Here is a 22,569-nt window from a genome sequence, read left to right as displayed (position 1 = left end):
GCAAATCTTCCGCGCTTCTCTGTGGAACCAGCGCGGGACACAAAACAAGGCCCCTCTGCGATCTTGTGTCGCAGAGGGGCCTTGTTTGCAATCAATGCGGGAGCGGGGTGAGACTGTCCCGCGCCGCCGGGCTGCCGTTTTTCCACTGCGCCAACGCGCGGGCCGTTGCGTGCAGGCTAAGCCTGCTCAGCGGACGGGGCAGACACCGTTGACGCAGTCGGAGTCGCCAATATCAAGCTCAGATTCCTCGTGCTCGTACTTGGAGATCAGGGAGGGATTGAAGGGCTTCATCGCCTGCTTGCGGCGCAGATACTCTTCCTCCGAGATGGCTTCATAGGGAAGCAGCTCATAGAAGCTGTCGTCGTAGCTGAGGAAGGACAGGGCAACCACGCCGTCCCAGTTCTCCCAGACCCAGTTTTCCACCTCTCCCCATTCGTTATCCCGCACGTGGACGGTGATCGAGCAGTTGTGATCCACATAATGCTCCATGAACATCTTGTAGTTTTCCAGTTGTTCGACGGCGGACACGTCCGCCTTCACACGGCCCTCGGGAGCCTTGACGGGGAATTCCACCACCTTCGTCTTGCAGGTCTCCGGATCCTGGCCGACCTCGGGATACACCGGATAGCCAAGCTCCTCACAGACGCGGCAGAGCGGATCGGTGGCCGTGATGCGCACGCGGCGCACATAGTAGGGCGAGTGGGAATAGTGCACACCGCTCGAAACGGTGGGCAGAAGCGACAGCGTCCCCTCCGGCTTGACCGTGGTGACGAGCAGCGGCTCACGCTCCCCCAGCTGACGGGACAGCTTTCCGGCTGCCTCATGCGCCGCCGCACGCAGCTTTTCAAGCAGGCGGATCTGATCCTCGCGGCCCAGACCGGCGGCGTTCACCATATCCTGCCAGCCCGTGAGCGAGCAGCCCAGCAGGCGGTCGCGCTGCTGCACCGTGTTCCAGGCGTGCAGCTCCAGCTCCCGGCACGTCATGCGGTAGCCCGCACGGGCGGACAAGCGCTGCGCGGCCAGCAGGCCCTCCTCGTCAAGCACGCCATCCTTCACAAACGCCATCACGTTCACGGTCGTGAGGTTGCACATGCCATGGCTGTCGAGAAGAATCTCGCCGCAGGGGTTGCAGCCCTTGAAATTCGGGCGGCGCTTGAGCCCCGCTTCCTCGTTCACCCAGCCCGGCTCGCCGGAAAAGCGCATCTGCTCCAGATGCCAGTGCAGCTGCTCGCGGGTGGGTTTGCGTCGGTAGAAAATGGAATTGTTGCTCATCTGGCGGTGGGCGATGGACTTATCAATCTCCCAGCGGCCATTCACCTGGCGGTAAAGATTGCTCTTTGCCTTGATGCAGTCCTGATCGTCCTGATCAATCAGGCCAATCTCAGAGGTGCGCCGCACGCCGCCGGAGACCACATTCTCGCCGATGATGTTGGCGATATCGAGCAGATCAAGGGGAGCAAGACGGGTCAAACGCTCTCCGTGGCGCACACCCGCCATCATGATCACCTTATGGATCTTGTCGAGCATAGCCATCATGGACTCATAGCCGCTCGCTGTGCCGCCGAACACCTTCAGACGCTCCCCGCGGGGACGGATGCTGTCATACTCCACAATGATCGTGTCAAGCTTGCTGTACTCACTGTTCGTCAGGATCTGGAAATAGTGCTCCAGCGCCTGCGCCCAGCCCTCCTTGGAATCGCCGATCGCAATCATAACCGTACTGCCGCTGAAATCGAGGTTCGTGTATTCCAGGCGCTCCTTCACCCGACGCGGGGAATATGCCTTGTGGAGAATCTTCATGTCGGTGCGGATTTTCGGCAGCTTATCAGCGTCCTCGCGCAGGACGCGCACCCCCACACCGCTGCCCACCATGAGAAGATAGAATAGATCGTGGTAGGCGTGGAAATCGTCAATCACCTCAAACGCGCAGTTGTAGTTCGCCATCGGGTACGCATCCGCGACGGGTGTATTGCCCACCCAGAGCGTCCGCCCGGAGAGGAACTGGCGCAGGTGATAAACATTGTCATACAGCTGCTCGGCTTCCTCGCGCGACGTGGGAGCCAGCGAGCAGTTGTATTCCACGGCACGGCGCACCGTCTCCCACCAGAATTCACGGCGCCCGTACTTCGGCAGATAGCGCGAATAGGTGCGGGAATAGACAAAGGAACCAAGCTGTTCCATCGGGTTCGGCGCGTGCTTGTAGGGGCTGAGAAACTCACGCGAGAGAAGGCCCTCGCTCCAATCCTCGCGGGAGCGCTCTTTTTCCTTCTCGATACGATAGAGGATATACGCCTTCGCCGTGCGGAAGCGCTGCTGTTCAAACAGGCATTCCTCCACGGTGTCCTGGATCGTCTCAATCTCCACGACGTCCTTCGCCATCGCGCACAGCTTCTCCTCGATGGCCTTCGTTGTGCGCTCCACCGCCTCGTCGCTGTGCTCGCCCGCCGCAGCCGCCGCCAGACCAATCGCCCGGCTGATAAACTCCCGCTGGAAGGGCACGATGGAACCATTTCTTTTTTTTACATTCATTCTTTTTTCCCGCCTTTGCCGTTTCAAATCTTTACATTCTTTTCCACTATATGTGGTGGTTTCCCTCTAAAAAGGCTGAACATTTTGTATTATACCCGGATAAGCCGGAAAATGCAATGACTTTTCGTGTCATGAAGCGACATTTTTTCAGGGCAAAAAAGAAGGCCCCTCGCGGGGCCTTCCCAATCACTTCTTCACCATGACATCGAGCAGCTTCTGTTTGAGCTCGTTTTCGATGCGGCCCAGCTCGGCTTCCGCCTCACGGCGCTTCTGGCGTCCCTCGTCCTGAATGTGGATCACTTCGTCGAGGGTGGAGATCAGGGATTCGTTCGCGGTCTTGAGCGTTTCGATATCGACGATGCCTCGCTCGGACTCCTTGGCCGTCTCGATCGTTGCCATTTTCAGCGTCTGCGCGTTGCGGCGCAGCAGCTCGTTTGTCATATCCGTGACCTCGCGCTGGGCCTCAGCGGCCTGCTGCGAGTGGGTGATACCCATGGCCAGCACCATCTGGCTCTTCCAGAGGGGGATGGTGTTGACGAGCGTGGACTGGATTTTCTCCGACATCAAAGTGTCGTTGTTCTGCACCAGACGGATCTGCGGAGCCATCTGGATGGACACCATGCGGGTCAGCTCCAGATCGTGGATCTTCTTTTCAAAGCGGTTGCACATCGCGGAGAGATCGTTGGCGGCCTGCGCGTCCTCGGGCAGACCGGAGGCCTTGGCCTTCGCGGCCAGAGCGGGCAGATCCTCCTGCTGCACCTTTTGCAGCTTTTTCTTGCCTGCGAGGATATACATGGACAGCTCTTTGAAATAGACCTTGTTCAGCTCATACATCTTGTCGAGCAGGGCCACGTCCTTCATGAGCTGCACCTGATGGTTTTCCAGGCTCTCGCACACCTTATTGATATTCGCTTCCGCCTTCTCGTACTTGGCGCGCATATTGTTGAGTTTGTTGGAGGTCTTTTTGAAGAAGCTGAAAAAGCCCTTGTCTTCCTCCTCCACGTCGAAGTTGCGCAGCTCGCCCACAATCCCGCTGAGCATGTCGCCCACTTCGCCGAGATCCTTCGTGCGCACGTTGTCCAGAGCGGTGCCGGAGAAATCGGCCATCTTTTTCTGGGCGCCCGCGCCGTATTGCAGCACAAGGGAGGTATTGGTCAGATCGATTTTCTGCGCGAAATCGTCCACCATCTTCTTTTCCTCCGGCGTCAGATTGGAGTCGTCAAGGACGGGGGCTTCCTCCTCTTTTGGGGGAGCCGCCTGAAGCTCCTGCTTCGGCTCCTCCGTTTCCAGCGTCAGCGTGGGGGTGGGGTCCAGTTCCAGAGACACCTGGGGCATCTTGTCATCCATCTTGCAAATCCTCCTCCCGCGGCGCGGTGCGCCGCCACTCTACTACAATTTCAGTTCAATTTGGGGATCGTCCTGTTCCTGCGCGGCCGGCGCGTCCTTTTTCTTGAAATCCTTGCCGGTCAGGCCCTCGCGGGCAAACATCGCGCGCAAGACGGAAATATCGGCGGAAACATCCATTGCGTCCTTCTCATACAGGCTGTCGAGCAGGTTCCGGAACGCAAGCACGATAGTGTCGAGCGTTTCCTCGATCTCGCGCTTGGCGCTGGCCAGCGTCTCACCCTGTACAGGCTGGCGGTCAAACTCCCGGTAAGCGTCCAGCAGCTTGAGCGTTGTGGGCAGGTAATAATTCATAAAGCGGCGGATTTCGGGCAGCTTCTCCGGGTTATGCTCCACCACGGCGAAAATGTGGATGCCGATATCCTCCATCTCGTCCAGCCGGCGGGAAACCTCCTCGCCGGGGATCGCGTCGTTCGCCTCATGAATCCGGCGAATATAGGCGCGGCCCTCCTCGATGGCCTCGTCGAGCTCCTTGTTTCCGGTATCGACCGGGGCGCTCCGCGCGGCTTCCCGGTTTTCGCGCTCCATGCGCGACTGCTCCGCGCGCAGGTACTGGCGGTACGTCTCTTCATTCGCCATGAAGGTCGTTCCGGCGCGGTCAATATGGCAATGCGGGAACCAGCCCCGCGCAATCATCTTATTCAAATCACGCAGCGTTTTTTTCTGCGAGCGGCCCACCTGAGCGGCCAGCTGCTCCACCGTGCAGAAATCCGCACGGCCAAGGCATTCACAGTAAACGCGAAACCGCTTGTGGAAGCTGCATCCCACCCCGCCGCTGATGATCCCCACAGCGGACACCGCCGCCAGCACGCCGAAGAATCCGGCCGGGAACGCCATGGGCGAAGCCCCCAGCATCGCAACAAGCAGAAAGGCCACGCTCAAAAGGCTGAAAATGGAACCGAACACGATTCCCAGCACCAGAAACGTGATCGATTTTGCCCTGGAAGGCGCGGGGAAACGGGGCTTTTCCTTTTTGCGTTTGGGATTGAATTCCTTCCTCTGCGGAGCGGCGGGCTCCTGCCGGATAGGAGCAGCCTGAAACGGCGGCTCCACAGGGCCGGGGATCGGTCCGGATGCAGGTCCGGATGCAGGCCCGGAGCCGGGCTTCGGGGAATTCATTTTATCGATAGCGTCGTCCACGCCGCGGCGGATATCGTCCACGCTGCGCTTGATCTCGTCAAACGTCCGGGAATGGGTGAAGTCCTGAACGGCGTCGCGCACCGCCCGGCCCACATCTCTTCCCAGATCGGAAAAATCGGAATTGTTACTCATACGCTGCTGACCCTTTCTCTGTCAGACACCGGGACACTCCCGGCTGTTCACTGTTCTTTTTATTATATCGTATTCATGGGCAAAGCACAAGACCCGGACGCATCACGCGCGCTCTCTGCCCACGACCACCGTGCCGCTGTCCAGCCACCGGTTGGAGCGAAGCCGCCACAGGAACACAAGGCCCTTGAGAGACAGTTCACAGCACATCGCGATCCACATGCCCGTCAGGCCCAGTGAGCCGATGAGCAGCAGCGCGATCGGCAGACGCACGCCCCACATGGAGAGAAGGTTCGCGGCAAACGACCATTTTGTGTCTCCCGCACCGGAGAACGCGCCGGACGCCACAATCGACGCGGCAAAAAGCGGCTCCGCAAAGGCTTCGATCCGCAGAACGGATGCGCCGAGACGCATCACATCCACATCCGGGGTGAACATGCCGATCAGCGGCTCCGCAAACAGGAACATCAGAAGGCCCGTGCCGGTCATAATCGCCATGCCGAGCCATGTGCTCACGCGCGCGAAGCGCACCGCCATATCGCGCCGGCCCGCGCCGATCGCCTGCCCAACCAGCGTGGTGGCGGCGGTGGAAACGCCGTATCCCGGCTGGTAGCACAGCGCTTCCGCCGTGACGGCGAGCGAGTTGGCCGCGACGGCCTGCGTGCCGAGACCGGCGGCAATTACCGTGACGGCGATCTGCGCGCCGCAGGAGGCCGTGTGCGCCATCGCCTGCGGGATCGCAATGCGCACCATGGCCGAGAGACAGGACTTTGTAAACCGGAATTTGTCGCGCAGATGGATTTGCAGCGGAAATCCCCGGCGGAAAAAGCGCCGCAAAAATAAGAGAGCCACCAGCAGCGAGGCAAACGCTGACCCGAGCGCCGCTCCCGGCACGCCCAGCCCGGCCCCCGGCAGCCACAGCGTTGTTCCGAACAGACTGGCTTCCCGGGAAGGATAAATCAACAGGAAATTAAAGATCGTGTTGAGAATGTTGAGGGTAATATTATACAGCATCGGTGTGCGCGTATCCCCCATGCAGCGCAAAAGCGACGAGAGAAGATTGATCGCCATGAGAAACGGCATCGAACAGCCAACGATCCGGAAATACCAGGACGCGTCCGGCTGAATTGCCTCCTCCGCTCCCAGAAGCCCCGGCAGCGGAAACGACAGTCCCACGGCCAGCGCACCCATAAACAGGCCAAAGAGGACGTTGAACAGGAGCGATTCCCGCACCACGCCGCGAGCCTGCTCCGTCTCCCCGGCCCCGATGTGCTGGGCCACCTGCACGGCAAAACCGATCGCCGCCGCGCCCAAAAGGCCGTTGAAAAGCCAGACGGAGCTGGACACCACGCCGACCGAGGCCGTCGCGTTGGGGCCCAGCGATCCGACCATGGCGGTGTCGATATACTGAACCAATGTGAGCATGAGCTGCTGGACAATCGCGGGCCACGACAGCGCGAGGACGGCGGAAATTTCCTCCCGCCGCGTCGGTGTGCGGCCCTCCTGAAGCAGCGCGGAAAATGAAACCATCAAAACTCCTCCTGAATAATCAAAGGGGACTCCGCCCCCTTTGCAATCCCCCGGCAAGCCTTTTGAAAAAGGCTTGAGCGAAAACTTCACGCGGTTTCGCCGGGGACACCGCTATTATAGCAAAGCCGGGCGGCACGGTGCAAGGGAATCCACGCAAAAGAGCGCGGCCCGATATGACCGGAGCCGCACTCTTTCTGGTTCTTTTGCAATTTTTATGTCCCGGACGTAAAATACGCTGCCGACGTGACCGCGTCATAGGCCTCCTGCGGTGTCATACCTTTGCAGACATACTCCGCGGCAAAATCCCCGCACAGCACGCCGAAGCGCATGGTGCCTTCCTCCGGCTCCTGCCGCGCTTCCAGCACGGAAACGCTCAGCTCCTCGGCCATGAAAATGGGGTTTTCCACGCGGGACTGCCGATCCTCCGGAACGCTTTCCGCAAGCGGCAGGCCGCACAGGGTCAGATCATAGGTTTCCGGCTCGTCCACCGACACCAGACGTTCCTGCTGCTCTGCCGTCACAGCGGACACGCGCACCGATAATTCGCTGCTGGTCCCTGTGCAGAGAAGCATCAGAACCGTTCCGCTTTCCAAAGTCTCCTGGTATGCCGTTTCCTCGGGCAGCGCTTCCTGCGAAGCGGGAAGCAGCGCGCCCAGCTCCGCGACCGTGCGGGCCTCTTCTCCCGTCAGAGGGGAAGCGCTGCTGCGAACCGCGCCGGCATCGTTTTGCGCCTGCTCCGTGTCCGCGTAGGTTTCCGGCGCCATCGCGGCCAGGGCGGCATTGGGCTCCGCCTGCTTGGGGGAAACCGCGTCCACTCTGTCCGCAGTCTCCCCGCCGGATCCGGCGGCATCTTCCGCCTCCTGCTGCGCCCCGGCAGTAGCTGCCGCATAGGGTGCGGCAGCGTCCGCCGCTCCCTGCGTCTGCACCGTCTCCTCCGAAACAGCGGGCAGATCGGTGGTTTGCCCCTGCCAGGCAAACAGCGCCGCCGCGGCTGCCAGCGCGCAGCAGCAAAGAGCCACAGCGGGACGCAGATATTGGGGAGCGCGGCGCGGCGCTTTTTGTTTCGTGAGACGCTCCACCAGGGCGTCGCGCGTTTTCGTTTCCGGCGTCCAGGAGGATGCCGCGGCATGGTAACGCGCACGCAGCTTCTCGTCAAATTCCCGTTCGGTCATTATCCGTCCTCCTTTTCCATCATTTCCCTGAGCATCTGCCGCGCCCGCATCAGCTGCACGCGCACAGTCGTCTCGCGGCGGCGCAGAAGCCGTGCGATCTCCGCTGTGGGCAGATCCTCATAATAGAACAGGTGAATCACCGCGCGGTACTGCTCCGGCAGACGCCGGAGATACGACTCCATGGAGCCGTCCGAGGGATTGTCCTCCGTCGGCAGCGTCTCGTCAAGCGGGACGGTGCGGCGGCGGAAGGTCGAGCCCCAAAAGCTCTTCATGCAGTTGAGCGTCACGCGCAGGAACCACGCTTTGGCGTGGTCCGGGCTCTCAAATGCCGGCCTTGTGCGCAGATAACGCAGGAAAACCTCCTGATAAATGTCGTCCGCGTCCGACCGGCTGCCGGTCTTGGCATAGGCCAGACGGTATACGGTGTCGCCATATTGCCCGACTGCCTCCTCCGGCGTCGGGGCGCGGTATGCCGCAGGCTGATCCATCCTAACGGATGCCTCCTTCTCCGCGCCGCGCGATCCTGTTCTGATCGGAATACCGCGGCGCTCCCTCAAATGTTACATATAATCAAAAGAAAACGGACGGACGCCCTTTTGGCACTCCGCCCGCCCTGTCAAAGCTTGAAATCGTCCGGATCGTATTCCCGCAGCGGCGGCGGGGCAAACGGCTTGCGCTTGAGCGGGTCATACGAAAACTTCCGGCACGAGCCGTCCGGCTCCAGATCCAGGCCCACCTTGCACACGACGGCCCCGTCAAAATCCGAGCCAAACCGGCAATATGCGCAGTCCGTCTCGATCTTGTCCCCGAAATAATCCTTTTTCTTTCTGTGAAACAGCAAGGGGGCTCCCTCCTTTTCGTCTGTGCCGCGGCCTTTCCGCTTGTGTTCTATTCATTATAGCATCCCGCCGCCCGAAATGCCAGCCCTATTTGTGCCTTGTCCCCGGTCTTTCTCTGTGATACGATACCTTTGAAGCATTCCCCTTTTGAACCGGACACGGGCAGGCAGAACTAACGCGGGGAAGAACAGCGAGGAGGTCTTTTTCATGGAATATCCGCTCATCCGATCCCGCCGGAAAACGGTGGGCATCTATATCCGGCCGGACGGCTCGTTCGAGGTACGCGCTCCGCTCCGCCTGTCCAAAGCGCGGATCGATGAATTTGTACGCGCCAAGGAAAGCTGGATCCTGGAAAAATCCGCGCTGGTGCGCGAGCGGGCGGAAGAACGATGCCGGCAGGCGCAGGCCATGCCGCAGACGCTTCCGCTCCTCGGCACGGAATATCCCATCCTCCCCGGATCTCCCGCCCGTTTTGAGGACGGCTCCTTTGTTCTGCCCGGCCCCGGCCCGCTGGAGGTGCGTGCACAGGCCGCCGCTGTCTGCCGCGCGCTGGCAAAGGATACGCTTCCCGCACGTGTCTCGTATTGGGTAAAGCAAACCGGCCTTTCCCCTGCCTCGGTGCGCGTCGGCTCCGCCCGCACCAGCTGGGGCTGCTGCTCCGGCAAAAACGCGATCACCCTGTCCTGGCGGCTCATCACCGCTTCCCCCGCCTGCATCGACTATGTCATTGTCCACGAGCTGTGCCACATTGCCGAACACAACCACTCTCCGCGCTTCTGGGCGCGCGTCGCCTCTTTTCTCCCTGACTGGAAGGAGCGCCGCGCGGAGCTCGCCATCCTCGCGCAGGAGCTGACGCGGAGAAATTTCTGAAACCGCCGCCGGATGCCTTGACAAACCAGAAAAGTTCCTGTAATATGAAGGTAGCTTCACATGAAGTTTCCTTCATATTTTTTATGTGGAGAGGAGGGATGGAGTGAACAACCGGGTTCGCGAGCTGCGCAGGGAGAAGGGCCTGACGCAGCAGCAGCTGGCAGAGCGCGTCCACGTCTCGTCGCGCACCATTATATCCCTGGAACAGGGGCAGTACAACCCATCCCTTCTGCTGGCGTACCGGATCGCGCTGGAATTCGGCACGACCATTGAGGAGCTGTACTGCCTGCGGGAGAATTTGAAGCTGGAGGAGGAGAAGTATGAAACCATCTGAAGCACCGGCCTACACAAAAACCATCCGGCTGCGGATCTGGGGCTGCTGGATGGCAATCGTCCTGATGACAGCCTATATGATTGTTCTGGTCGAGCTGGGCGGAGGAGATTCCCGCATGATGACGCGCACAGCGGATTTTGTCACGGATCTGCTCTACTTTGGCGGCGTGATCTTTCTCGGGGTACGGATCCACGCGAATAAAAAGCTTCTCAAAAACCGCCTGCTCCTGCGGGAACAGCAGGAAGCGGAGCGCGACGAGCGGACGCATTTTCTGCACGACAAGAGCGGCGGATTCCCCATGGACGCACTGCTCCTTGTGACCGCGATCGTTGTGTTCGGCACGGGACTGTTCAACATGGCCGCCTTTTACACGGCATTCGGCCTGCTGTGCGCGGCGATTGTCCTCAAGGCCGGGACCTACCTTTACTACGATCGAAAATACTGACGCCGGTTTTCGGCAGGAGCGGGAAAGCCCCCGACGGGCTTTCCCGTTTCTTTGTGCAACAATACAATCCTTCGGGAAATCCGTCCCTTGTGTGGAATTTAAGGGTAAAATATTGTATAATGAAAAATTGCGAATCGGGTCTGAAAACCGGATCCGGGAGCGGCCCCAAAACCGGCCCGCTCCATACGGAATTCAGCTCACACAGGGAGGCTTTGCTTTGGCAGATATCAGAAACGAAATTGAGAAACGGCGCACCTTTGCGATCATCTCGCACCCCGACGCCGGCAAGACGACGCTCACGGAAAAGCTTCTGCTCTACGGCGGAGCCATCGCGCTGGCGGGATCGGTAAAGGGCAAAAAGACGGCGCGCCATGCCGTCTCGGACTGGATGGAGATCGAAAAGCAGAGAGGAATCTCCGTGACCTCCTCCGTCATGCAGTTCCGCTATGATGGGTACTGCATCAACATCCTCGACACCCCCGGCCACCAGGATTTCTCCGAGGACACCTACCGCACGCTCATGGCGGCGGATTCGGCCGTGATGGTGATCGACGCGGCCAAGGGCGTGGAGCCGCAGACACGCAAGCTGTTCAAGGTCTGCCTGCTGCGCGATATCCCGATCTTTACCTTCATCAATAAGATGGACCGCGACGCGCGCAGCCCTTACGATCTGCTTGATGAAATCGAGTATGAGCTGGGGATCAAAACGTACCCGATGAACTGGCCGATCGGCTCCGGCAAGGAGTTTCAGGGCGTGTACGACCGCGAAAAGCGCGAAATTCTCGCCTTCCGCGCGGTGGACGAGCTGGCAAACGGTCAGCACGAGGTTCCCGTCATCGAGGCCGACCTGTCCGATCCCGGCCTTTCCGATCTGATTGGACACAACCATTACGAGACGCTGTGCGACGACGTGGAGCTGCTCGACGGCGCGGGCTATGAGTTCAACATGGACGCGGTGCGCCATGGCCGCCTTTCCCCCGTGTTCTTCGGCTCCGCACTCACCAATTTCGGCGTCGAACCCTTCCTCAAGGAGTTTCTGCGCCTGACGCCCCCGCCGCTGCCGCGGGAAGCGGATGTGGGAGCCGTCGATCCCTTCCGCCCAGATTTCTCCGCCTTCGTCTTTAAGATCCAGGCGAACATGAACCGCGCGCACCGCGACCGCATCGCGTTCATGCGCATCTGCTCCGGCCGCTTTGAAAAGGGCATGGAGGTTTACCATGTGCAGGGCGGAAAGAAGATCAAGCTCGCCCAGCCCCAACAGCTTATGGCACAGGAGCGCGAGATCATTGATGAAGCGTATGCGGGCGACATCATCGGCGTGTTCGATCCCGGTATTTTCTCGATCGGGGACACCATCTGCACCGGCGCGGAAAAATTCCAGTTCGGCGGCATCCCGACCTTTGCCCCCGAACATTTCAACCGTGTCTATCAGGTGGATACGATGAAGCGCAAGCAGTTCGTGAAGGGCATGAGCCAGATCGCCCAGGAAGGCGCGATCCAGATCTTCCAGGAGCTTGGCGGCGGCATGGAGGAGGTCATCGTCGGTGTGGTCGGCACGCTGCAATTTGACGTGCTCGAGTACCGTCTGAAAAACGAATATAATGTAGACATCCGCATGGAGGGTCTGCCCTATGAATATATCCGCTGGATCGAGAACAAGGAAGAAAACTTCGATCCGAAGAAGCTGAACCTCACGTCCGACACGCGCCGGATCCAGGATCTCAAGGGCAATTACCTTCTGATCTTCGCGAACGAGTGGAGCATCCGCTGGGCCGAGGAGCATAACCCCGATCTCAAGCTGGCCGAATTCGGCAGATGGTAAACCCTTTCCCCTACTCGCTTGACAACAAGCGGTATCACACGCTGTACTATCACCTTCGCACCCGCTTCCCGCACCGCGTGGGCAAGGCCGCCGTCGACGCGGGCTTTTCCTGCCCGAATCTCGACGGCACGCGCGGGCGCGGCGGCTGCACCTACTGCCGTTCCGGCGGGACGGAGTTCACGGAAAGCGCCTCGCTCCCCGTGCGGGAACAGCTCGAGCGCGAACTTTCCCGCATCCGCCGCAAATGGCCGGACGCCGGGGCAATCGCGTATTTCCAGTCCCACACCAACACCCACGCGCCCGTTTCCCGTCTGCGCACTCTTTTCACCGAAGCGCTTGCCGTTCCCGGAATCTGTGGTCTGAGCGTCGCCACGCGCGCCGACTGTCTGCCGCCGGACGTGCTGGATCTGCTTGCGGAGCTCAACGGGAAAACGGATCTCACCGTGGAACTGGGGCTGCAAACAATCCATGAGGAAACGGCAAACCGGATCCACCGCTGCCACAGCTATGCGGAATTTCTCACCGCGTACCGCGCGCTGACGGAGCGCGGGATCCGCGTGTGCGTCCATCTGATCAACGGCCTGCCCGGCGAAACGGAGGACATGATGCTGGAAACCGCTTCCGCCGTCGGCCTGCTGCGGCCCGGCGGGGTAAAAATCCACCTCCTGCACATTCTCAGCGGCACACGCCTCGCCCGCGAATGGGAAAGCGGTACCGTGCCCATGCTCACGCGGGAGGAATACATCCGCATTGTGTGCCGCCAGCTTCTCCGCCTGCCGCCTGAGACGGTGGTGGAGCGGCTGACGGGAGATGGCGCAAAGGAGTTTCTGCTGGCCCCGCTTTGGAGCCGGGACAAAATCGCGGTGCTCGGCGGGATCGACCGTTTTCTCGCGGAGCACAATCTTTGGCAAGGGTGTTTGTTTTAAGGTGGACAAAAACTTCCAGTTTGCACTTTTTTAGCTTTGTGGCGGCGTTCACGGAACGCCCGTTATGGGAGGAGAAAACACATGACAACCTATCGCAACGCAAAACCCGAAGAATTTCTGGACTGCATCGATCTGGGAAACACGGTATTCAGCCAGTCCAGCCGCCCCCACAATTTCAGCCGGATGATCCCAAAAGTATACGCAGAGGATAAAAATAACGCTTTTATCCATAAAGTAGCCGTTTCGGAGGACGGAAGGCTGCGTGCGCAGATTGCGTGCCTGCCCCAAACGCTTTCGATCTGCGGCTATCCCCTGCGGGCGGGCTTCATCGGGACGGTATCGGTACATCCCCGCGCACGCGGCGAAGGCCATATGAAAGCGCTGATGAACGCCTGGCTCGAAGAAATGCGCGAGACCTGCGATCTCTCGGTGCTTGGCGGCCAGCGCCAGCGCTATGAATATTTCGGCTACACGCACGGCGGACAGCAGATGGTCTATACGGTGAACAGCGCCAACATCCGTCATGCCCTGCGGGATGCGGACGCGTCCCCCTTCTCGTTCTCTCCGCTCGAGGAAACGCCGGGAGCGATGGATCTGGCCCTTTCCCTGCATAACGCACGGATCGCCCGTGTGGACCGCTCCGCCGATCTGTTCGCGGACATCCTGCACACCTTCGGGGAGCAGCCGCTGTCTGTGTGCAAAAACGGGAAGCCCGTGGGCTATCTGCTGCTTTCCGAGGACGGCAGAGCCATTCTGGAGCTTGCCCTCTCCCAGTGGGAGGATTTTGAACCGATGCTCAAAGCGTACATGCAAAGCACCGGCACACAGGAGCTGACCATTCCCACGCCTGTCTGGGACACCGAGCTGAACCGCCGCCTGGGCGCGTTTGCGGAAAGCTGCCGCCTGGAACAGAACGAGATGTTCCGTATTTTCCAATTCGCAAACGTTCTCGAAGCGTATCTGACGCTCAAACTGCGCACCGAAGGTCTCATCCCCGGCGTATTCTCCGCCGTACTGAACGGCCAGCCCGTCACGGTGCGTGTGGATGAAACGGGGCTTTCCGTGGAACGCTCCGCCCTGCCCGGCGCGCCGGAGCTGACGCTGCGCGAAGCCCAGGAGCTTCTTCTCACCCCGCATGGCCGCTGGCTGCCGGTTCAGGCTCCCACCGGCTGGTTCCCGCTCCCGATCTTCTGGTACGCTGCCGATAATTTTTAAAAAGAAAATACAACCTACTCTGTGCGCGAAATCACACCTTGGTACAAAACATTCAGAAAAAATCGCTTTGCTCTTTTTCCTGGCTTTTGTGCGGCTTCGCACGCATTTTGAAGGGGGTTCCACCCCCTTCACCCCTGCAAGCCTTTTGAAAAAGGCTTGTGCGAAAACTTCATGTTTGCACTTTGGCAGCTCACCATCTACGCTGTTCCCACAAAATCTTGTGTACCCCGCTGGTATTGAAAAAATCAATATGCTATAATAAACAGATACCGGGCGCAAACGACAATTTGTGTCCTGCCTTCCGCGATACCGGAAAAAGAAATCAGCAGGTGGATTTGCCGCCTTTGGAAAGAGGGACGAGTTTGATGGAAGAACAATGGAAGGAATTACAAGGATATCTGGATAAAGCCGCGTCGTATCAGGCCGCGCTGGCTCTGTTCGGCTGGGACGCGGAAACGCTGGCCCCGCCGGAGAGCCACGAGCTGACCGCCCGCGTGGTGGGCGTGCTCGCGGAGGAATACTTTGCCCTGATGACCGGAAAGCGCGTGCGTGAGCTGGCCGCCTCCATCGACGGGGAAGCCCTCGGCACAAAGGAACGCGCAATCCTGCGCCGTCTGCGCCGCGAGCTGGACAGCCTGGAAAAGCTTCCGCAGAAGGAGTACGGCGCTTATCAGGAGCTGCTGGCACGCAGCCCCTCCGAATGGAAAAAGGCCAAGGAGAAGAACGATTTCGCTTCCTTCCTGCCGGTGCTCGATGAGGTTATCTCAACGGCCCGCCGCTTTGCCTCCCTGCGCGCCAAGGAGGGACAGGCTCCCTATGACGTGGTGCTGGACGATTACGAGGAAGGCTTCGGCATGGCACAGCTCGATCCCTTCTTTGCCCAGGTGCGGGAACGGGTGGTTCCCCTTCTGCGCCGCCGTGTGGAAAAAGGCATTGAGCCGGCGAAAAAGCACGCCTGCCCGGAGGACAAGCAGCGCGAATTCTCCCGCTGGCTGGCGGGGTATGTCGGCTTTGATTTCTCCCGCGGCGTGATCGGAGAGACAGAGCACCCCTTTACCACCAATCTGCACAATCACGACGTGCGCATCACCACGCATTATTATGAAAACGACGCGGCGTCCGCCATTTTCTCCACCATCCACGAGACGGGCCACGCGATCTACGAACAGCAGATCGCGGACGACCATACCCTGACCATGATCGGCGGCGGTACCTCGATGGGGATGCACGAGTCGCAGTCCCGTTTCTTTGAGAACAATCTGGGCCGCAGCCGTGCGTTCTGGTCCGCCATCTATGAGAAATTGCAGAGGATGCTGCCGGAAGCTTACGCGGATGTTCCGCTGGATGACTTTCTCAGCGAGATCAATGCGGTGGAACCGAGCCTGATCCGCACCGAAGCCGATGAGCTGACCTACCCGCTGCATATTCTCATCCGCTATGAGCTGGAAAAGGATCTGTTCGCCGGAAAGCTCCAGACAAAGGATCTTCCCGCCGCATGGAACGCGAAATACCGCGAGCTGCTGGGCGTGGAACCGCAGACAGATTCCGAGGGCGTGCTTCAGGACACCCACTGGGCGAGCGGCCTTCTGGGCTATTTCCCGTCCTACGCGGTCGGCAGCGCCATCGCCGCACAGATCGAAGCATATCTGCGCCGCACCATGGATCTCGACGGCGCGCTCCGTTCCGGCAGCCTTGGCTCCATTCGTGAGTTCCTGCGGGAACGCATTCACCAGTATGGCGGCGAGCGCACCACGCAGGAGCTGCTCACCGCGATGACCGGCGAGGGCTTTGAGCCGCACTATTATTTCGATTACCTCGAGCAGAAATACGGCGTATGAGTCGCGAACATACCGAAAGACCCGCCGAGCGAATCCTTCACCCGCTGGAACCCGTCTTTGACAGCCGTTCCCGCGTGCTGATCCTCGGCACCATGCCCTCCCCGAAATCACGGGAGACGGGCTTTTACTACGGCCACCCCCAGAATCGTTTCTGGCGTGTGATGGCTGAACTTCTGAACGAGCCGTTTCCCGCCTCGCGCGGGGAGCGGCTCGCTCTGGCCCTGCGGCATGGCTTCGCACTCTGGGACGTGCTGGCCTCCTGCACCATCCGTGGAGCCGATGATGGCAGCATCCGCGATCCGCAGCCGAACGATCTCTCTGTGGTGCTTTCCGCCGCACCCATTCAGGCGATTTTCACCACCGGAACAAAGGCTTCCTCGCTTTACCGGCGTTTATGCCTGCCGAAAACCGGGATCGAAGCGATCCCGCTGCCCTCCACCAGCGCCGCCAACTGCCGCTTCTGTACCTACGACACACTTTTGGATTGTTATCGCGCCATTCTGCCCTATTTATCCCAAAAAAATTAAAGCAAATCGAAACCCAAGGGGCAAACCCTTCCGTTCCTTCCATGCTGCCTGTGCGGCAATAAAAACCGAAGGGGCGAAGCCACCTTCGGCGGTGGAGTCCAGAGGGGCTTTGCCCCTCTGGCAGGGAGTACAGAGGGGCAGAGCCCCTCTGTGGGTCCCTTTGGCGGGAAGTGCAGAGGGGCGGAGTCCTCACAGCTTCTGAGAAAGGATGTTTTCCTGGTTTATGAGCCATAACCCTGTAAAAAGTGACAGCAGAGTGTTTTACCGCAACGTGTTTGCCCTTGTGGTGCCGATGGCGCTGCAAAACCTTATCAACGTCGCCGTTACCTCGGCGGACGTGATGATGCTCGGGCAGGTGGGGGAAACGGTGCTGTCCGCCTCGTCCCTGGCGGGACAGGTGCAATTCATCATGACACTGTTCTTCTTCGGCCTGACGAGCGGCGCGGCGATCCTGACCGCGCAGTACTGGGGCAAGGGCGACACACGCACCATTGAAAAAGTGCTGGGGATTGCCCTGCGCTTCTCGCTCTGCACAGGCCTTGTGTTCACACTGGCAGCCCTGCTGTTTCCGTCACAGCTCATGCGTGTGTTCACGCCGGAGGAAGCTGTCATCGCGGAGGGTGTGAAATACCTTCGTCTGATCGCTCTGTCCTACATCCCGATGGCAATCACGAACGTTTACCTGAACATCATGCGCAGCGTAGAGCGCGTGGTCGTGTCCACCGTGACATACCTCGTCTCCCTCATCACCAACGTCTGCCTGAACGCTGTCTTTATCTTCGGCCTGCTGGGCTGCCCCGCGATGGGGATTGAAGGCGCGGCGCTCGGCACCATCTGCGCCCGTTTGGTGGAGCTTGTGATCGTCATTGTCTACTCGAAACGCATCAACCGCACCATCCGTTTCCGCGTGCGCGACATCTTTGTGCGCGATCCGCTGCTTTTCCGCGATTTTCTCACCTACTCCGTCCCTGTGATGATCAATGAGCTGCTGTGGGGTGCGGGCGTCGCGATGAACTCTGTCGTGATCGGCCATCTGGGCAGCGCGGCGGTGGCGGCAAACAGCGTGGCGCAGGTGGCTCGCCAGCTGGCCACAGTGGTGGCTTTCGGCATCGCGAACGCCTCAGCCATCATGATCGGCAAGGCGATCGGCAGCGGCGACACGCAGCGCGCGGAGGAATACGGCGGCCGGTTCATCCGCCTGGCGCTCGTGTTCGGCCTGATCGGCGGCTGCATTGTGCTGATTGCGCGGCCGATTCTCATGAACGTGATGACGCTCTCCGCACAGGCACAGGAATATCTCTCGTTCATGATGTTCGTCATGGCCTACTTTGTGGTGGCGCAGGCGATGAACACCACGCTTATTGTGGGCGTATTCCGGGCGGGCGGAGACGCGAAAATCGGCCTTGCGTTTGATGTCGGCTCCATGTGGTGCGGCTCCATCTTGCTTGGAAGTTTGGCGGCCTTTGTTTTCCACTGGAGCCTGCCGGTTGTGTATGTGCTGCTGATGAGCGATGAGCTAATCAAAATTCCGCCTTCGCTCTGGCGATACCGGAAAAAGATCTGGTTGAAAAATATCACGCGGTGATTATAATAGGAAGTAATCCGAAAAAAGAAACGTTACGTTTTAAAAGAAGCAGTAAAACAGCGAAAGGAGAACAGTACCCATGCGGGCAGTCTTGCAGCGCGTGAAAAGCGCGTCCGTTTCGATCGAGGGAAGGACAGCCGGAGCGATTGGTCCGGGCTTCCTGGTACTGCTGGGCGTCGCGCCGGAGGACACGCAGGAGGAATGTGATTTCCTTCTCGATAAAGTTCTTGGCCTGCGCGTATTTGAGGATGAAGCAGGAAAAATGAACCGTTCGCTGTGCGACTGCGGAGGCTCTCTGCTGGTTGTCTCCCAGTTTACGCTTTACGCGGACTGCCGCAAGGGCCGCCGCCCCTCCTTCACCGGGGCCGCCCGGCCGGAGACAGCTGTGCCGCTCTACGAACGTTTTCTTGCAGGGGCCAGACAGGCGGGCGTTCCCACCGAATGCGGGGAATTCGGTGCGGACATGCTGGTCAGCCTGGAAAACGACGGCCCTGTGACCATCCTGCTGGACACCGATGAAATTATGCCCGGCAAGCGGGCAAGAAGAGATTAAGGGAGGAAACAACATGCTGAAAAGAGAATACAAAAACACGGGAGACCAGATCTCCGTGCTGGGACTCGGCTGCATGCGTCTGCCCAAGATAGAGGGCAGCGAAACCATTGACCGTGCCGAGGCACAGAAGATCGTCGACCTCGCCTATGAGCGCGGTGTGAACTATTTCGACACAGCCTACCGCTATCACGAGGGCGATTCCGAGCTGTTCATCGGCGAGGCTCTGAAAAAGTATCCGCGTGAAAGCTTCCATCTCGCAACGAAAATGCCGATGTGGATGGTCAATTCCCCCGAGGATACCAAACGTATTTTTGAAGATCAGCTCAGCCGCTGCCAGGTGGAGTACTTTGACTTCTACCTGTGCCACGCCATGAACGCCACATACCTGGAAACCATGAAAAAGCATGGCGTCTATGAGTATCTGATGGAGGAAAAGAAGGCCGGACGCATCCGCCATCTCGGCTTCTCCTTCCACGATTCCCCGGAGGTTCTGCGCCAGATCGTCGAATACGGCGAGTGGGATTTCGCCCAGATTCAGCTGAACTACCTCGACTGGGAGCTTCAGAACGCGAAGAGCCAGTATGAAATCCTCACGGAGCATGGCATCCCCGTCGTCGTGATGGAGCCGGTGCGCGGCGGCGCTCTCGCCAGCCTGTGTGAGGAATCCGACCGCATCCTGAAAGAAGCGCGCCCGGATCACAGCATCGCCTCCTGGGCTGTGCGCTATGTGGCTTCCCTGCCGAACGTGATGACCGTCCTGAGCGGCATGAGCACCTTGCAGCAGGTGGAGGACAACACCGCCACCATGATCGGCTTCGAGCCGCTGACAGACAAGGATCGCGAGACCATCGCCGCCGCGCTGGAAGCATACCGCAAGAACAAGACCATCCCCTGCACAGGCTGCCGCTACTGCATGGACTGCCCGTTCGGCGTGGACATTCCCGGCGTATTCAAGGCGTACAACACCTTCGCCATCGGCGGAGGCAAGGATCGCATGCGCAATGAGATTGCGGCATTCGGCGAAGGCCATGGCCCCGACCAGTGCAAGTCGTGCGGCAAGTGCATGAAGCTCTGCCCGCAGAAGATCCAGATCCCCGACCGCATGAAGGAGATCGCCGAACTGCTTGCCCAGAAATGAGCAAGCAACAGACAAACGGACACCGCACAGCGTCCTCCCCCGCTTTTGAGGGGGAGGACTTTTCCTTTCAGGAATGGGAGCAGCGGCGCTTTTCGGGTGTAACCTTCCGCGGGTGCGATTTCTCCGAAGTGCTGCTGGACCGCTGTGAATTTGACCGGTGCGTGTTCCGCTCCTGCCGTTTCGCGGGGACGGTATTCCGCCGCTGCTCCGTGACGAACTGCTCGTTCCCGTATGCGTCGCTGTTCAATGTGACGTTCGATGAATGCCGGATGATGGGCTCCTCCCTGGCGGAGGCTTCCGTTTCCGCGCTCACGCCGAAGGGTGGGAATTGGTCGTTCACGGCCCTCAACGGCCTGGATCTCTCCCGGATTGTCTGGGAGGGAGCAAGCTTTGAGGGCGCGGATCTGCGGGAATGCAAGCTTTCGGGCTGTGTTTTTTCGCGGTGCAGCCTCTCCGGCGCGCTGCTGACAAACGCGGATCTGACGAAAGCGGATCTGCGCGGCAGCCGCGCGGACGGGGTGGACTTTCTGCATCTGAAAATGAAGGATACCAAAATTGACTTGGAGCAGGCCGTGCTGATTGCGGAAGCGCTGGGAGCACGGTTCTGCGGGGAGGGCAACGATGGAGATTGAGCGCAAATTTCTTCTGAACGGCTTTCCGCAGGGACTTCCCCTGCTGGAGGAATCCGTGATGGAACAGGGCTATCTGTGCACCGATCCGGTGGTGCGGATTCGCTCCAAAGAGAAGGACGGCCGCAAAACGTACCGTCTGTGCTTCAAGGGCGAGGGGCGGCTTGTGCGCCAGGAGACGGAAATGGATCTGACGGAGAGCCAGTTTGGGGAGCTTTCCAACCTGCTGCGCGCCCCGATGGTGCGCAAGGAATTCCGCGTCTACGCCCTGCCGGGCGGGGAACGGCTGGAATGCAATCTGGTGGACGGGCAATTTTTCTACGCCGAGGTGGAATTTCCCACCGTGGAAGCGGCGCACGCCTTCCAGCCCCCGGCCTTTCTGGGGCGCGAGGTGACGGAGCACGCGGGCTTTTCCATGAGCGACTACTGGAACACCCGCCGTTTCCCCAGCCTTGACTGAGCAGGCAAGCCGGGCGGGCCTTCTCCGCTCCCCCTGCTGGAAGCCAGCTTCCCCGCAGGAACAGGAACGCTTTGCCTTTTTCTGCGAGGATTACGACCTGATGGAACGGCCCGGCGGTGTGGGCGTGATGGGCGAAAAGGGCGTGCATGCCGTGCTCAAGCGGCATTACCAGCCGGACGTGAGCGCGCAGGAAATCCGCGTGGGGCGCTTTGTCGCGGACGCCGTGACGGGGGATGGCCAGCTGTTTGAGATCCAGACAGGCGCGTTTGCGCCGCTTCGCCGCAAGCTGGCCTGCTTTCTGGAACGATATGAGGTCACGGTAGCACACCCGGCCTACGCGTCGCGCTGGGTGCGCACCATCGACCCGGAAACCGGGGAACTCTCCGCACGGCGGCGCTGCGGAGCTCCGGAAACCGTCTGGAAGCTCTTTTATGCGCTGCCCGCCATCCGGGAATATCTCGGCCAGGCAAACCTGCATTTCCGTGTGCCGGTTCTGGAGGTGCGTGAACTGCGCGTGAAGGGAGACCGGCGCCGATCGCGGCGCGACCGCGTCCCGACGGCCCTTTTGGGGGAGTGGCGCTTTTCGCATCCATCCGATTTTCTCTCCCTGCTGCCGCCGGATCTGCCGGAACCGTTTACCTCCTCCGAGCTGGCGGCGGCGCTCGGCGCTTCCCCCGGCGACGCGCGCATGTATCTGTACCTGCTGCATCAGCTTGGCCTGCTCGACCGTGCCGGGCGGCGCGGCCATTCCTATCTTTATGTCCACGCAACCGAAAGGGAGGTTTCTTTTCCATGAAACGCATTGTCTGCTTTGGAGACTCCAACACCTTTGGCCACAATCCGCTGGATGGTTCCCGCCTGCCGCGCGATCAGCGATGGACGGGCATCCTCTCGGATCTTTTGGGGGAGGAGTATGAAATCATTGAAGAGGGCCTTTGCGGCCGCACAACGGTGCGCGAATGTCCGGAATCGCCGTGGGTCAGCGGCCTGCCGTACCTGACACCGTGCGTGCTCTCGCACCAACCGTTTGATCTGCTGATCCTGATGCTGGGGACAAACGATTTGCAGGTCCCCTTCCAGGCCATCCCGCTGACCGTCGCGCGCGGAGCGGAGGCGCTGGTACACCAGTTCCTTTCCCTGGACTGGCCGCCGGAAAACCGCCCGAAGCTGCTGCTCGTCTCTCCGATCCACATCGGGGATGTTTCCGTAAATCCGGTGTTCGGCCCGCTGTTCGGCTATGAGCGCGCGTCCAACTACTCGCGCGAGCTTGCGCCGTACTACAAGGAGATCGCCGACCGGCTTGGCTGCGAGTTCTTCGACGCCGCTTCCGTAGCCTGCCCCTCCCCCGTGGACGGCCTGCACATGGACCCTTCCGAGCATGAAAAGCTGGCTCGCGCTTTGGCGGAAAAAGTACAGAAAATGTTGTGAAATTCTAAAATACTGACAATGGAAAATCTGAGTGTCCGGCTTTATAATTCTAACGT

22 protein-coding genes are annotated in these 22,569 nt (G+C 59.9%); 15 read left to right on the top strand and 7 right to left on the bottom strand.

Annotated features, from left to right (window positions below; translation table 11 throughout):
- Positions 1–186: 186 nt before the first annotated feature.
- The 7 genes from nrdJ to B5F35_RS04615 all read right to left on the bottom strand — a co-directional run bounded on the left by nrdJ (position 187) and on the right by B5F35_RS04615 (position 8,745).
- Entirely contained in the window at positions 187–2,529 is a 2,343-nt protein-coding gene (gene nrdJ, locus B5F35_RS04645) for a ribonucleoside-triphosphate reductase, adenosylcobalamin-dependent (protein WP_087238540.1), read from the bottom strand.
- 186 nt (positions 2,530–2,715) lie between these two features.
- Positions 2,716–3,876, bottom strand: coding sequence for a toxic anion resistance protein (locus B5F35_RS04640; protein WP_087238538.1), 1,161 nt, complete (start codon positions 3,874–3,876; stop codon positions 2,716–2,718).
- Between the two features lie 42 nt (positions 3,877–3,918).
- The gene (locus tag B5F35_RS04635; protein ID WP_087238536.1) at positions 3,919–5,205 is read right to left on the bottom strand and encodes a 5-bromo-4-chloroindolyl phosphate hydrolysis family protein; all 1,287 of its coding nucleotides are present in this window, start codon (positions 5,203–5,205) and stop codon (positions 3,919–3,921) included.
- 102 nt (positions 5,206–5,307) lie between these two features.
- Complete coding sequence (locus B5F35_RS04630) at positions 5,308–6,732, bottom strand: MATE family efflux transporter (protein ID WP_087238534.1); 1,425 nt, start codon at positions 6,730–6,732, stop codon at positions 5,308–5,310.
- Between the two features lie 212 nt (positions 6,733–6,944).
- A complete protein-coding gene (locus B5F35_RS04625) occupies positions 6,945–7,904 on the bottom strand; it encodes a hypothetical protein (protein ID WP_087238531.1) in 960 nt (319 codons plus the stop codon).
- A complete protein-coding gene (locus B5F35_RS04620; RefSeq protein WP_087238528.1) occupies positions 7,904–8,392 on the bottom strand; it encodes an RNA polymerase sigma factor in 489 nt (162 codons plus the stop codon). The genes B5F35_RS04625 and B5F35_RS04620 overlap by 1 nt, the downstream gene beginning before the upstream one ends.
- A gap of 128 nt (positions 8,393–8,520) precedes the next feature.
- Positions 8,521–8,745, bottom strand: coding sequence for a hypothetical protein (locus B5F35_RS04615; RefSeq protein ID WP_242969398.1), 225 nt, complete (start codon positions 8,743–8,745; stop codon positions 8,521–8,523).
- 205 nt (positions 8,746–8,950) lie between these two features.
- Here B5F35_RS04615 and B5F35_RS04610 point away from each other — a divergent pair, with 205 nt between their 5' ends.
- The 15 genes from B5F35_RS04610 (at position 8,951) to B5F35_RS04540 (ending at position 22,513) form a co-directional block, all read left to right on the top strand.
- Positions 8,951–9,613 carry a M48 family metallopeptidase gene (locus B5F35_RS04610; protein ID WP_087238526.1) on the top strand — a complete coding sequence of 221 codons (663 nt, stop codon included), beginning with the start codon at positions 8,951–8,953 and terminating at the stop codon, positions 9,611–9,613.
- Positions 9,614–9,716: 103 nt separating this feature from the next.
- Positions 9,717–9,947, top strand: a complete 231-nt coding sequence (relB, locus tag B5F35_RS04605) for a type II toxin-antitoxin system RelB family anti-toxin (RefSeq protein WP_087238524.1) — start codon at positions 9,717–9,719, stop codon at positions 9,945–9,947.
- Entirely contained in the window at positions 9,934–10,392 is a 459-nt protein-coding gene (locus tag B5F35_RS04600; RefSeq protein ID WP_087238522.1) for a hypothetical protein, read from the top strand. Before relB ends, B5F35_RS04600 begins: the two co-directional genes overlap by 14 nt.
- A 217-nt stretch (positions 10,393–10,609) precedes the next feature.
- A complete protein-coding gene (locus B5F35_RS04595) occupies positions 10,610–12,214 on the top strand; it encodes a peptide chain release factor 3 (protein WP_087238520.1) in 1,605 nt (534 codons plus the stop codon).
- Positions 12,208–13,140: a tRNA modification radical SAM protein MnmL/YtqA gene (gene mnmL / locus B5F35_RS04590; RefSeq protein WP_087238518.1), complete on the top strand. Its 933-nt coding sequence runs from the start codon at positions 12,208–12,210 to the stop codon at positions 13,138–13,140. Before B5F35_RS04595 ends, mnmL begins: the two co-directional genes overlap by 7 nt.
- A gap of 81 nt (positions 13,141–13,221) precedes the next feature.
- The gene (locus B5F35_RS04585) at positions 13,222–14,355 is read left to right on the top strand and encodes a GNAT family N-acetyltransferase (RefSeq protein ID WP_087238516.1); all 1,134 of its coding nucleotides are present in this window, start codon (positions 13,222–13,224) and stop codon (positions 14,353–14,355) included.
- A 365-nt stretch (positions 14,356–14,720) separates the two neighbouring features.
- Complete coding sequence (locus B5F35_RS04580) at positions 14,721–16,193, top strand: carboxypeptidase M32 (RefSeq protein WP_087238514.1); 1,473 nt, start codon at positions 14,721–14,723, stop codon at positions 16,191–16,193.
- Positions 16,190–16,720: a DNA-deoxyinosine glycosylase gene (locus B5F35_RS04575; protein WP_087238512.1), complete on the top strand. Its 531-nt coding sequence runs from the start codon at positions 16,190–16,192 to the stop codon at positions 16,718–16,720. The genes B5F35_RS04580 and B5F35_RS04575 overlap by 4 nt, the downstream gene beginning before the upstream one ends.
- Before the next feature lie 223 nt (positions 16,721–16,943).
- Positions 16,944–18,305 (top strand): MATE family efflux transporter, encoded by a 1,362-nt coding sequence (locus tag B5F35_RS04570; protein ID WP_087238634.1) that lies wholly within the window; start codon positions 16,944–16,946, stop codon positions 18,303–18,305.
- A gap of 79 nt (positions 18,306–18,384) precedes the next feature.
- On the top strand, positions 18,385–18,858 hold the full coding sequence (gene dtd, locus B5F35_RS04565; RefSeq protein WP_087238510.1) for a D-aminoacyl-tRNA deacylase: 474 nt from the start codon (positions 18,385–18,387) through the stop codon (positions 18,856–18,858).
- A gap of 13 nt (positions 18,859–18,871) precedes the next feature.
- A complete protein-coding gene (locus B5F35_RS04560; protein ID WP_087238509.1) occupies positions 18,872–19,996 on the top strand; it encodes an aldo/keto reductase in 1,125 nt (374 codons plus the stop codon).
- The gene (locus B5F35_RS04555; protein WP_087238507.1) at positions 19,993–20,628 is read left to right on the top strand and encodes a pentapeptide repeat-containing protein; all 636 of its coding nucleotides are present in this window, start codon (positions 19,993–19,995) and stop codon (positions 20,626–20,628) included. The genes B5F35_RS04560 and B5F35_RS04555 overlap by 4 nt, the downstream gene beginning before the upstream one ends.
- Positions 20,618–21,085, top strand: a complete 468-nt coding sequence (locus B5F35_RS04550; RefSeq protein WP_087238505.1) for a CYTH domain-containing protein — start codon at positions 20,618–20,620, stop codon at positions 21,083–21,085. Before B5F35_RS04555 ends, B5F35_RS04550 begins: the two co-directional genes overlap by 11 nt.
- Positions 21,078–21,881 (top strand): DUF8091 domain-containing protein, encoded by an 804-nt coding sequence (locus B5F35_RS04545; RefSeq protein ID WP_087238503.1) that lies wholly within the window; start codon positions 21,078–21,080, stop codon positions 21,879–21,881. Before B5F35_RS04550 ends, B5F35_RS04545 begins: the two co-directional genes overlap by 8 nt.
- Positions 21,878–22,513, top strand: a complete 636-nt coding sequence (locus tag B5F35_RS04540) for a GDSL-type esterase/lipase family protein (RefSeq protein WP_087238500.1) — start codon at positions 21,878–21,880, stop codon at positions 22,511–22,513. The genes B5F35_RS04545 and B5F35_RS04540 overlap by 4 nt, the downstream gene beginning before the upstream one ends.
- Positions 22,514–22,569 lie beyond the last annotated feature (56 nt).

It is taken from the genome of Anaeromassilibacillus sp. An200 (assembly GCF_002160025.1).
GTDB classification, from domain to species: Bacteria; Bacillota; Clostridia; order Oscillospirales; family Acutalibacteraceae; genus Caccousia; species Caccousia stercoris.
This window is presented reverse-complemented; position numbering and strand designations above follow the sequence as displayed.

Excerpts from the sequence above, each read along its gene's own strand:
- nrdJ (WP_087238540.1), bottom strand. The coding sequence starts at position 2,529 with ATGAATGTAAAAAAAAGAAATGGTTCCATCGTGCCCTTCCAGCGGGAG.
- B5F35_RS04640 (WP_087238538.1), bottom strand. The coding sequence starts at position 3,876 with ATGGATGACAAGATGCCCCAGGTGTCTCTGGAACTGGACCCCACCCCC.
- B5F35_RS04635 (WP_087238536.1), bottom strand. The coding sequence starts at position 5,205 with ATGAGTAACAATTCCGATTTTTCCGATCTGGGAAGAGATGTGGGCCGG.
- B5F35_RS04630 (WP_087238534.1), bottom strand. The coding sequence starts at position 6,732 with ATGGTTTCATTTTCCGCGCTGCTTCAGGAGGGCCGCACACCGACGCGG.
- B5F35_RS04625 (WP_087238531.1), bottom strand. The coding sequence starts at position 7,904 with ATGACCGAACGGGAATTTGACGAGAAGCTGCGTGCGCGTTACCATGCC.
- B5F35_RS04620 (WP_087238528.1), bottom strand. The coding sequence starts at position 8,392 with ATGGATCAGCCTGCGGCATACCGCGCCCCGACGCCGGAGGAGGCAGTC.
- B5F35_RS04610 (WP_087238526.1), top strand. The coding sequence starts at position 8,951 with ATGGAATATCCGCTCATCCGATCCCGCCGGAAAACGGTGGGCATCTAT.
- B5F35_RS04600 (WP_087238522.1), top strand. The coding sequence starts at position 9,934 with ATGAAACCATCTGAAGCACCGGCCTACACAAAAACCATCCGGCTGCGG.
- mnmL (WP_087238518.1), top strand. The coding sequence starts at position 12,208 with ATGGTAAACCCTTTCCCCTACTCGCTTGACAACAAGCGGTATCACACG.
- B5F35_RS04585 (WP_087238516.1), top strand. The coding sequence starts at position 13,222 with ATGACAACCTATCGCAACGCAAAACCCGAAGAATTTCTGGACTGCATC.
- B5F35_RS04580 (WP_087238514.1), top strand. The coding sequence starts at position 14,721 with ATGGAAGAACAATGGAAGGAATTACAAGGATATCTGGATAAAGCCGCG.
- B5F35_RS04575 (WP_087238512.1), top strand. The coding sequence starts at position 16,190 with ATGAGTCGCGAACATACCGAAAGACCCGCCGAGCGAATCCTTCACCCG.
- B5F35_RS04570 (WP_087238634.1), top strand. The coding sequence starts at position 16,944 with ATGAGCCATAACCCTGTAAAAAGTGACAGCAGAGTGTTTTACCGCAAC.
- dtd (WP_087238510.1), top strand. The coding sequence starts at position 18,385 with ATGCGGGCAGTCTTGCAGCGCGTGAAAAGCGCGTCCGTTTCGATCGAG.
- B5F35_RS04560 (WP_087238509.1), top strand. The coding sequence starts at position 18,872 with ATGCTGAAAAGAGAATACAAAAACACGGGAGACCAGATCTCCGTGCTG.
- B5F35_RS04555 (WP_087238507.1), top strand. The coding sequence starts at position 19,993 with ATGAGCAAGCAACAGACAAACGGACACCGCACAGCGTCCTCCCCCGCT.
- B5F35_RS04550 (WP_087238505.1), top strand. The coding sequence starts at position 20,618 with ATGGAGATTGAGCGCAAATTTCTTCTGAACGGCTTTCCGCAGGGACTT.
- B5F35_RS04540 (WP_087238500.1), top strand. The coding sequence starts at position 21,878 with ATGAAACGCATTGTCTGCTTTGGAGACTCCAACACCTTTGGCCACAAT.